This window comes from Actinoplanes sp. NPDC026619 (assembly GCF_040638295.1).
Taxonomy (GTDB): Bacteria; Actinomycetota; Actinomycetes; order Mycobacteriales; family Micromonosporaceae; genus Actinoplanes.
The window spans coordinates 1-10,393 of the sequence record NZ_JBEZYA010000003.1 but is presented as its reverse complement, the minus strand read 5'-3'; the positions used below and the strand labels follow the sequence as shown (position 1 = coordinate 10,393).

At 68.9% G+C, this 10,393-nt stretch carries 8 protein-coding genes; 4 read left to right on the top strand and 4 right to left on the bottom strand.

Annotated features, from left to right (window positions below; all coding sequences use genetic code 11):
- Nucleotides 1–6 precede the first annotated feature (6 nt).
- The 3 genes from AB0E90_RS08460 to AB0E90_RS08450 all read right to left on the bottom strand — a co-directional run bounded on the left by AB0E90_RS08460 (nt 7) and on the right by AB0E90_RS08450 (nt 4,130).
- Nucleotides 7–678, bottom strand: a complete 672-nt coding sequence (locus AB0E90_RS08460; protein WP_360401395.1) for a hypothetical protein — start codon at nt 676–678, stop codon at nt 7–9.
- Between the two features lie 341 nt (nt 679–1,019).
- Entirely contained in the window at nt 1,020–2,657 is a 1,638-nt protein-coding gene (locus AB0E90_RS08455) for a LamG domain-containing protein (RefSeq protein WP_360401392.1), read from the bottom strand.
- A gap of 1,164 nt (nt 2,658–3,821) precedes the next feature.
- Entirely contained in the window at nt 3,822–4,130 is a 309-nt protein-coding gene (locus tag AB0E90_RS08450) for a hypothetical protein (RefSeq protein ID WP_360402469.1), read from the bottom strand.
- Between AB0E90_RS08450 and AB0E90_RS08445 the strand changes: the two genes are divergently transcribed.
- Complete coding sequence (locus AB0E90_RS08445) at nt 4,101–6,929, top strand: hypothetical protein (protein ID WP_360402445.1); 2,829 nt, start codon at nt 4,101–4,103, stop codon at nt 6,927–6,929. The genes AB0E90_RS08450 and AB0E90_RS08445 overlap by 30 nt on opposite strands.
- Before the next feature lie 111 nt (nt 6,930–7,040).
- Here the strand turns inward: AB0E90_RS08445 and AB0E90_RS08440 are convergent, their stop codons facing one another.
- Nucleotides 7,041–7,754, bottom strand: a complete 714-nt coding sequence (locus AB0E90_RS08440) for a hypothetical protein (protein WP_360401389.1) — start codon at nt 7,752–7,754, stop codon at nt 7,041–7,043.
- An 842-nt stretch (nt 7,755–8,596) separates the two neighbouring features.
- Here AB0E90_RS08440 and AB0E90_RS08435 point away from each other — a divergent pair.
- The 3 genes from AB0E90_RS08435 (at nt 8,597) to AB0E90_RS08425 (ending at nt 10,136) form a co-directional block, all read left to right on the top strand.
- Nucleotides 8,597–8,878, top strand: a complete 282-nt coding sequence (locus AB0E90_RS08435; RefSeq protein ID WP_360401386.1) for a hypothetical protein — start codon at nt 8,597–8,599, stop codon at nt 8,876–8,878.
- 60 nt (nt 8,879–8,938) lie between these two features.
- Entirely contained in the window at nt 8,939–9,238 is a 300-nt protein-coding gene (locus tag AB0E90_RS08430) for an RNA-binding protein (protein ID WP_360401383.1), read from the top strand.
- Nucleotides 9,239–9,461: 223 nt separating this feature from the next.
- A complete protein-coding gene (locus AB0E90_RS08425) occupies nt 9,462–10,136 on the top strand; it encodes a hypothetical protein (protein WP_360401380.1) in 675 nt (224 codons plus the stop codon).
- Nucleotides 10,137–10,393: the final 257 nt, after the last annotated feature.

Here is a 10,393-nt window from a genome sequence, read left to right as displayed (position 1 = left end):
CGCCGGTCACGGGCCGCAGTCAGCACAGTGGACGTCCGCCGGCGGGTCGCCGGTGATCAGCTGCCGGAGCCAGTCGACCAGGCGGACCCCGCTCACGTCGGTCCCGTAGAACAACTCGTCGGTCTCGAAGATCTGGTGTTCGGCGCCGGGCGCGGTGCAGCTGTGCAGCGGCACCCCGGCGGCCTCGATCGCCGCCTCGTTGCGGTCGATCGTCTCGAGCAGGCTCCCGGTCATCCACCTGGTCACCTCGGGCGCCGCGTGCGGGTCGTAGGCGAAGTCGAAACGAGCCAGCACCAGGCCGGGATGGCGCAGTCCGGCCTGGACCCAGAAGCGGGGGACGGTCGGCCCGAAATCGCGGGCGCCCCACTGCCCGTCGAGGATCTCGGTGGCGAAGGCGGTGCTGTCCGGCCACGCGCCGGACTGGCCGCCGAACACGATGACCTTCGCCGTGGGGAGCCGATCGGCGACGAGTCCGCCGTAGACCGGGGCGGCGATCGAACCCGCGGTCTTGCCGACCACCACGACCTGGGTGGTGTCGAATATTCCGGTGCGGTTCCCCGGATCCGTGTTCGCCAGGCTCCAGTCGTAGAAGTCGTTCTCGCTCTGGTCACCGGTGAATGCGCAGCTCGTCGCGTCCCAGCAAACGCCGCCGCCGTTGAGGAAGAGCACCACCTTCACACCGGAGAGGTCACTGGTTCGATAGTCGGCCTACGCCGACGCCCATAGGCGGCTCCTTGAGATGCTCCGCAGATCCGACCCGGCCCGTGTCCCAAGCTGTCACCAGCGGTCTCGGCGTTCCACCAACGGGCGGTCGGGCATCCGAGTTCGAAATGCCGCCAACCGTTCGAGGAGCCCTCCATGAGTAGATGCTTGATCGCGGCGAAATCTGCGTCCGCCGGCACGTTGAACGCGACGAGGGGTGGCTGCGGTCCGAGGGTTTTCGCCGTTCAGGCTGAAGCGGCTGACGTTTGCGTGTACCGCCCCGAAGTGTCGCGTCCGAGGGGGCCGGATGGCACTGATCAGGAGCTGGTTGCCTGCGCGGTATACATGGCGGAGACTGCGGCGTCGGTCAGCGGGCCCTGGTAGATCGTCAGGTCGTCGATGCCGCCTGACCACTTGTCGAGCAACTGGTCGTGCTGGCGGGTCCGGCCGACCAGCAGCGTTCCGTCGGACGCCATCGGCGTGAACGGTACCGCCCGCGTCGCCACGCGCGTCCCGTTGACGTACAGCCGCGCCTCGTGGTGGCTGGCGTCGAACACGCCCGTCAGGTGCGTCCATTCGTCCAGTTCCGCGGTGTCGGTGGCCCTGGCATACGCTGCCGTCCGTGCGTGCCGTCGTGTCGGCGAGTGTGTCGTCGCGGTGGACGCGTCCGCGGCGAACACCGCGAACTCCCACGCACCGGTGCCGGAGTCGTACCGCAGCCAGGTCGCGCTCTCATGAACGCCGGCCTGGGCCAGGACGGCGGGACTCCCGCCGGCCTCGACCGCGTCGAGCTTCACCCACGCCGAGACCGTGAACGACTGGTCGGTGAGCAGAACAGGTGCGTCCTGCCAGATGGTGAACTCGTTGCCGTCGGCGTCCGGTGCCGTGGTGCCGGTCCTGATCGCGCTGCGTCCGTATTCCTGAGTTGCCTCGCCGGCCGGCGTGCCACCGTCCGGGAAGTATTCCGAGTCCAGCCACAGTGCCTGGCCGCCAGCCGTATGGCCGGGGCCCACGTCCGCACCGAGAGTCAGGGCAAGCGTGCGCTCGAAGATCGACATGTCCGGCGCTTCGCAGGTGTCTCGCAGGTCGGCGACGAAGCAGGGCGTGGCCGTCTCGAAGTCCCATCTGCCGACCCGGACCGGCCCGAGGATGCCCGGCTCGTTGAAGCCGTCGACCACTTGGCCGGTGAAGTCTTCCGGCGCGAGTACGCGATCGTAGACCCGTACGTCCGCGATGGAGCCGTTCCACCAGCCGGTGGCCACCCCGCCGGCGAAGCCGCGGCCCACCGCGAACTTGCCGCTCGCCGCCCACGGCGTGGCCGTGCGGTCGACCTCGGACACCAGCACCCCGTCGACATAGAGGCGGAGCTTCATCTGCGCCGCATCGAAGCTTCCGGCGACGTGCGTCCACAGGCCCGCGTCCGCCGCGGTGATTGCGGCCGGCGCCGCGGCGACGACGGTGGTGCTCGACTGCGCGGCGGTGTTCTTCATGGCGAACGACCAATGTGGCACAGCAGGCCTGCCGGATCGGCGGATGCCGATCTCGAACCCGGGGGCGTCGGCGGCCTCCTGGGTGGCGAACGTGATGTCCGTCGCCGGCCTGGCGCCGAGGCGTACCCACCCGCCGACGCTGAACGAGCCGGTCGTGTCGACCACGGCGGACTCGGTGGTGGCGGCGGACGATGCACCGTCGAAAGTAGCGGTCTGCGCCCCTCTGCGGCGTACGTCGCTGGGCCAGCTCACGCCGGCCGGGGTGAGTGGGGAGTCGGTCGGCGCCGCCACCTGGTCGGCGAGCGCGCTTGATGCGGTTATGCCCGGATATATCTCGAGCCCCCAGTGGGCGACCGGGACCGGCAGCCGAGCAGCAGCGGCGGCCGCCTCCGCGACGAGCGGCACGGCGAGCAACCCGACGACCAGGCCCGCAACCGAAAGGCCAGGCAGAAGCCTCCGCCACATAGCGTCTCCGTTCAACGCGCAGACAGTGACCGAGACGTTAGGGCATCTATAGGACGCGCGCTGTCCCCTCAGTTGCCACCAAAGCCGCCCAAGGCGGACGCAAGTCTTGAGCGAGCTGTGTGATCTTGGTGACGCATGGCGTCGGGCAAGAAGGGCTACCCGGCCTCCATGCCGCAGGCCATTCGGACCGCAGGGCAGGACATCGCACACTGTTCACGGCAGACCCCCGCGCACGTGCTCATGGTCGAGTGTGGATGCGGGAGGGGCGACGGGAAGCGGTCGTTGTGCCGACCAGCCGGGGAGCATCGTCATAGTAGGGCGGCCATTTCGATCTTCGTGACGGCGCTGTATTCCCGAGGTGGCCCTGTCTCGGGGGTTCTTGGTCGGCGTCACTCGGGGAGCAGCCAGCATCGCGAGGGTGACCCGCCGGGCGCGACGCGGGGAGCAACGCCCGGTTGTGCAGGAGAGCCTGTTTTACCTGTTCGGTGGCTATCACGGATGGCCGTGGGGAGCACCGTCACGGTGAATTCGGGGCGTGCGGCGTGATCCATGCGGTGCTGCTCCCCAAAACCGTGGTCGGCGGGGGAGCAGTGGGGGGGTTGTCACCGGCGGCGGCGGGTGGTTCCGAAGCGCGCCGAACAGCGCCCAGCAGCGTCCTCTCACCCTCAAATACTTGCGTTTGTGCTGGTCGGAGGCTTGCGCCCACCACTTTCACACAGGAGCGCTCCACGAACAGCGCCCAACAGCGTCGAAGAGCACGTTTACGCAGGTCAAGAGCGTAGTAGAGCGTGAGCGCCCTACTACGTCTGTTCCCGGACCTCTCCTCCGTTGCGGGAGTGTTCTCTCCCGAGCGTTCACCCTCCATCTGACCGCTACTCGGTGGCAGGAGTGGTCGAGATGGCGTCTTGCGACGTCGGTGATCGCTTCTTCTGATTGGAGGCCGTCCGAGGCCGACGGGCACGCGATATTCGATCTCGTCACGGTGGGTTCGCGGGCACAATGTACGCCGTGCTCACCGCCACCGAAACGCTGCTGACGTCGCTGGATCCGTTGTCGTGCCGCCAGCGTATGGGTCGGCTCACGCAATGGGCGCGTACCGCGTCCGACCGTGTGCAGGTCTGCGCCGACCTGCGCGAGCAGGGCCCTTACGAGCGGCATCTTGCTCTAGTCGCCGCGATGGTGGCCCGGGACGCCGAGGGGATCGTCGCCGCGGCGGGTGATCCGCAGCCGTCGATCAGGGGTGCCGCGCTCACTGCGTCGGTGCGTGTCGGGGTTCTGCCGGGTGATCATGTCGATCGGCCGGCGGTGGATCGGCGGCGGGTTTATCGGGCCTTGCGCCGCCGGCATGTGCCGGGTGTCGCCGATGCGCTGATCGGTGTGGTCCGTGCCGAGTTCGGTGATGAGGAGGCTGCCGCGCTGCTGCCGGCCTGCGGCGCCGATACGGTGCGCGCGTTGCTGCCCGACCTTGAGCATGGGCTCAACCTTGAGCGGCTCGTCCGGCGGCACCCCGGCCCGCTGCTGGACCGGGTCCGTGAGCGGTTGTCCGCGGCTCCGGCCGAGCTACGTGGCCGGGTCTGGGGCGATGCCGCCGGCGTGGTGCTGCGGTGTGACCCGGCGCAGGCGCTCGACCTGCTGGAACGGTATGCGCCGCGGGAGTCGCTGCCCGGCCCGCTTGTCGCGTACGGGATCCTCGCTGCACATGATGCGAGTCGCGTCGTTCGCCTGCTCACCGCGCGCGGCCGTGCGGCCTGGCTGCAGCGAACCGTGCTGCCGCCGACTTTGCTGCGCCGCCTCGCGGCGTTGCCCACCGACGAACTGGTGGTGCTGGCCGGCGGGTTCCGTGAGCACAGCCGCGCTTTGGCGGCGTTGCTCGATGCGGTTGCACCGGCCCGGCGCGGGGAGCTGTACGACCGGGCACTGGCCGAGGCCGACACGGCATCGCTGATTCCGGCTGCCGAGATCATGGAAGTGCTGCCGGCCGCGGTCCGGATCCGCGAGGCGATCCGGGTGCTGGGCCTGGCAAAAACCCAGGAGCGGGAAGCTCAGGTGCTGGCGTGGAGCGCGTACCTGGCGTGGCCGGACGCATCCGCGGCGTTGGCGGTCGCGCTCCGCTCGGGTGACGCCGACGACCGGGCATCCGGCTATGCGCTGCTGGTGGGGGCTGCCCGCCGCTCGCGCGACCCGCAGGCCGTCGCCGAGGTAATCGTCCGGCTTGGTCGGCTACGTAACGAGCAGGATCCGGTACGCGCGGCCGCGCTCCGGGCGCTGGCGAAGGTGGTGCCGCTGCTCACCGCGGACACGGCGGCCGGGCTTACGCAGCTGACCACGGACGCGGTTGACGCCCGGGACGCGTCCGCCGCCACGACGACCGCGTTGAGCACGCTCGCCGCCGACGTCCTGCAGCACCATGTCGCTGTGCCGCAGCTGCGCGAGTGGGCGCTGCTCACGATCGACCTGGTGAGCAGCGGCGCGCAGGTGCCGGTGCTGCGCCGTTTCGACACGGTGTTGCGCCGAGGACAGGAGGCGATGGTCTTCGAGCGGCTGAGTGGCTGGGTCGAGGCGGCCATTGCCCGCGGTCGGTACGGTCCGCTGTTCGCGTTCACCCACGCGCTCGGCAAGCGGGCCTGGCAGCTGCCGGAGCTGCAGGACCTCCTGCGCCAGGCGGTCGGCCCGCACACGCTGCCGTCGGTGGCTCGCACGGCGATCGGGCTGTGGCTCGACGACCCGCGAACCCGCTCAGTTCGGGTCGCCGAAGTGCTTGCGGCCGACCCGTCGGCGGTGACGATCCACCCAGTGTGGACGACCATCTGCTCCTCCCGCACCGATCTGCTCGATCGGGTGCTGAACAGCCGCCCACGCGGCCGGTTCGTGGAAGCAGGGACGCACTGGGTGCCCGGGTGGGCGTTGCACGCCGAGCGCTGGTTGCCACGCCAACAGGCCCGTTTCGTGGACCTGCAAGAGCTGATCGTCGCCGACACCGAGCAGGGTGTGTGGCAGCGGGCTGCGGCGATCCGGGCCGCTGCGGGTGTTCCCGGCGCAGGCCGTGAGCTCGTGCTGCGCCACCTCGACGCCCGGGAGGTGCCGATCGCCGAGGCGGCGCTGGGGGCACTGGTATGGACCGACCGGCCGGACGCGGCACTGCCGGTGCTGCTGCGGTACGCCGACGGGGACCGGGCGCGGGTCGCGCTGTACGCGGCCGGCCGGGCGGCCCGGCACACGCCGCCGTCTCAGCTGCCCGAGGTGCTCGGCGCGGTGCTGACCGGTCCCGCGAAGATCACCAGCCGGAAGGAGGCTGCCCGACTGCTGGCCCGCTACGGGCCGCCGCGGGTGATGGGGACGCTGCTCGACGCGTACACGAACCCGGACGCGCACCGCGACCTGCGCGCGGCGATCGTTGGCGCCGCCCGGCAACGGCTGCAGACCGAAGCGAGCTGGACCATCCTGCAGACCGCCGTCGACGGTAGCCGGGAAGAGCGCCGCGCGGTACTCGGTGCGTACCCGTACGCGATCCCGGAACGGCACCGCCCGCGGTACGGCGCGTTCGTCGTCAAGGCGTGCAGGACAGCCGACCGGGAGGTCCGGCGGGCCGCGTTCGGCCAGCTCGGGGAATGGTCGCCATGGCTCACTGGGGTCACCGAGATGGTCGTGGACCGGGTCACCGACCTCGGCGAGACGATGGTGCACATCGAGGTTGCCAACCTGCTCAAGGCCGGCGGCGACGCGTTACTCGGCGCGGCGTGGGCCCGGCTCGTGGACCGCGACTTGGCCGACGACCATCCCGGCGGCCCGGCCTCCGACCGCCCGGCCCGGCGCCGCATCAACCTGCTGGCGCGGGGCGCGATCATCCGGTCCGGAAGTCGGCCGACCGATGCCGACCGGACCGCGCTGGTCGAATCGGCGCGGTGGCTCGCCGGTCATCCCAGCTTCGCCGGTACGGCCGCAGGGCTCTTGGTCGACCTTGGTCGGCTGGACAATCTGGACGAGATTGCCGGACTATGTGCGGGCCGGCCAGTCCTCGCAATCCGGACCGCCGAACACGTCGGCGCGCGCCTGCGAGGCCTGCGCGACTGGCCCGACCCGGCGGTCCTCGCCGGCACCGTCGCGCGGCTTGCGGGGCGCGGCGACCTGGCCGGCGGATTGTTCGCGGTGGCGATGGTCCGGCACGGGGCCGGCTTCGGCTGGAAGACACCATGGCGGGACCTGCTGATCGGACTGCGGCGGCACCCGGACGCAGAGGTGCGCGACGAGGCGTACGCCATCGACATGAGCTGAGCGCCGCCGATCGGGAGGAGCCGACCAGGCGGCGATGACAACGCCGGCGAACGCGTAGCGCATCCTGCCTCGCCGCATCAGGACGCTGATCTCAACGCGGCTGCCATTGCGCTATCCCTCGTCGGTCGACCAGTCTCCGGGCAATGCGCGCTGCACTGCGGTAATCGCGTCCGCCGACGGCGCGCGGACCCACAGCGACGTCCCGGCATCCTCGCGGAGAATCGCCCCCAGCCCCTCGAACCACCGTACTGGCGGCATATCAGCCCACCGTGGATAGTCAGGTAGCGGCAGCCGACGGAACTGATTCTCCAGCAACGCAACGGTCTCGTCGTCCAGGTGAAGGTTGGCGCCGAACGCGTCGCCGGTGGCCAGCCACTCCGACAGGACCATCTCCACACACGCTAAGGAGACCCGGTCAAGGAACGGATGCCAGCCCTGTTCCCCGGCGTGCCGCGAGACAACCGGCGGGTCAGATTCGGTCACCGCCGACAGCGGGACACCCCACTCGGCGACGTGCTGACATTCCCAGCGGAAGACCAGCACCCGGCCCGTCTCGACGCTGATCCGATGCGGAGCAAGGAGAAGGTCCTGGCTGCGGGTCAAGTCCAGACGCCGGCCGATCAGCGCGTAGACCTCACGAAGCGCCACTGGCAATGGGAAACCCAGCCGGTCTTCCGCGGCCCGCAATTCTTCCTCGTCCCAGCCGTCACCCGCGACGACCGGACTCGCGTAGCGCGCAGCGAACCGCCGGATGAATCGCCGAGCCGCGGCAGCATCGCGCGCCCCCTCGACAAGTTCGGAGTAGAGATCGAATCCGTCGTTCACGCGGGACACCATATGGACTCCAGTCGACCCTTTGACTCCGCACTCCTACTCCTGCTCCCGGCCGATACGTCTAGAGAGGGCGACGGGAAGCGGTGGTTGGCGCCAGGCAGCCCAGGGGAACACCAACCGTTATAGCAAAGCGGCCATTTCGATCTTCATGGTCGGGGTGATGCTCCCGAGGCGGCTCCATCTCGAGGGCACACGGCCGGTGTTTCTGGGAGCAGCCAAGGCGGCTTTATCTCAGGCGGGTCTGGCCGGCAAGGCGGCCAGACCCGCCGCGGCCGTGAAGCCGGCAGAAGAAAGCTTGAAACACCACTCGCGGGCGCAGGGACGAAGCCCGGGGAGCCCTCGTCCCCACCGCGCAGGCCTCTTCCACGATTACCCTGGGCTATCGGCTGACGCGTGCCAGGGCGCGGTTCGCGGCATATCAGGATGTCGACCGGCAGAGCCGGGCTCGTTCCACCGGCTATCGGCAAAGCCAGACACCTTCTCCTTCATGGCACACGAGGCCGCCGTTCGGATGCTGCACAAAGACGGCGGCGCCGCGTATCCAGATGTAGTCGTCGGCTTCCAACGTCAAAGGCTCGGTGAGCTCCCACCGCCCAGTCGCCGGCTTCCACCATGGTTACGACCGTCTGCCGCACCACCGGGGTCGGTTCGGTCACGATGACGCCAGTGGCGTCATCACCACGTCCGAGCCGGATCTGCATGTCCGCGAGACTACCGACGTAGGCCGCCCACGGAGTCTGCACGCACGATCGGCGGCAGATCCGTGCGTCGAGGTCAGACGAACCGATGCGCCTTCCGACTCTCGTGGCATGGCGACGGCATACTGACGACTTATGGTCAGCTACCGGCTCCGGACGTTCGTTCGCCGAGGCTTCCGGCCGGAAGAGGCAGAGGCGATCCTGAGTCTGCTTACCGACGCCGTGCCCCAAGAGCCGGGCGATTCCGCGGATGGCATCGAGCGAGTCCAGGCCGCGGTAGTCCTGCTTTCCGACGGGGACAGTCAGCGATTCCTCGAAGTATTGAGGATGGCTCAACAGGACTGGCGCGACGTTCTGGTGGCGGCCCAGCTCGCCCACGATGACTGGCCCGAGCGACTGGACGCCGTGCTTGGCTGACCGCGCGCGCACAGCGGCATGACAATGCGCCTTCGCCCAGGGCACCGGCATACTTCTTCCGTGGCTGAGTACTCCTGGCCGGACAAAGGTGAACGTCGGGCCAAAACTGCTGCCCAGAGTTGGGCGGCAACGGTTGAAGCGCTCCCCGAGGGCAGCCGGGTGACAGGTCGCGTAATCGGCCGGCAGCCCTTCGGCGTGTTCGTGGACATCAGCGGCACACCGGAGGCGATCGGCTTGGCCGAGATCACGTCGATGCCGCGCGATGCCGTACTCCCGTCAGTCGGCGCCATCGTCCGATGCAGCGTGATCGGCTACGCGGAGCACAATCACCAGGTGAAGTTGCGCCTCGACGATTCATGAGGCTGAACGGCCCGAACGCCCGAGTGCCACGACTTCGACCAAGCTGGGTTGTCCCACTATGCATCCGGGCGGATACGGCTCAGGACCAGCGTCACGTTCCGTAGCGGCCGGAACGCGGCATGTTAATTCGCTCAGCTGTTCGTCGTTCAGACCGAAGGTCGTCGGCTTCCGGCGATAGATGCGGTCGCCGCAACCTCGGCGGGTATGTGCCTTTTAACTGAATGTGACCGACTCTCCTGCGCCTAAAAAGCCGAGCCGACGGCTCTTTCCACTCGTCGCCGCTACGGGCGTCGCCGCCGTTATCGCGGTCGGCGTTGTTCTTGTGCGTACCCATCGGGACAACTCCGCGCCGGCCGGTGACGCGCTGCCGTCCGCGTCGCCCGGGGTCGTCAGCTCCAGCTATGTGGAGAGCCACTGGCGCCTGACCGCGGTGACCGAAGGAAGCGTTACCACAGCGATTCCCACGTCAATCGACGCGTCGCTGGAGTTGGCGACGGACGGCACGGTGTTGACCTCTGACGGCGTCAACACGATCAACGGGACGTTCAAAGCCACCAGCTCCGGCTTCGACATCTACGGCGGGCCGACGACCCTAGCCGGGTACGGCGGTAACGACCCCGGCGTGCTTGCCGCCGAGAGCGGAATGGGTCTGCTTATGTACGGCCCACCGCCCGAATGGACCGCATCACCCGACGCTTCCGGCGCGCCACCCATTGCTTCCGGCGCACCGCCCATCGATTCCGAAGCATCGCCCGTGCACGTCACCGTCCTCGCCGCGACCCCAAAGCTGCTCACCCTTCAGGCCAGCGGTGCACGGCTCGCCTTCATTCGGACCGGCCCGGCCGAGGAAGTCAACGCGACGCCAATTCCCGACAACAGCTCTGCTCCCGATAATTGATCTTGGTTTCATTGACCGGCAGCCTGACCAAATCGAGTGGCCAGTCGAAATTCACGAGCGAGCAGCAGAACGTGCTGGCGGGCGTCCGAGTCCGGGAGGTTCAGCCATCACAGCGGCACCCTAATCTCCAGGTCGGGCCCGAGCGTCCGGCGGCCATTGTCTGCGGCACGAGAGTGCACCCGATCTTGGCCAGGTGATGGCCATATCACGCCGAGCGCCAAATCACTCTGCGCTGAAGCTACACACTAAAATGCGGA

Bases quoted from the DNA above. Each gene is read 5' to 3' on its own strand.
- AB0E90_RS08435 (WP_360401386.1), top strand. From the start codon at position 8,597: ATGGTCAGCTACCGGCTCCGGACGTTCGTTCGCCGAGGCTTCCGGCCG.
- AB0E90_RS08455 (WP_360401392.1), bottom strand. From the start codon at position 2,657: ATGTGGCGGAGGCTTCTGCCTGGCCTTTCGGTTGCGGGCCTGGTCGTC.
- AB0E90_RS08450 (WP_360402469.1), bottom strand. From the start codon at position 4,130: ATGCTCAAGGTCGGGCAGCAACGCGCGCACCGTATCGGCGCCGCAGGC.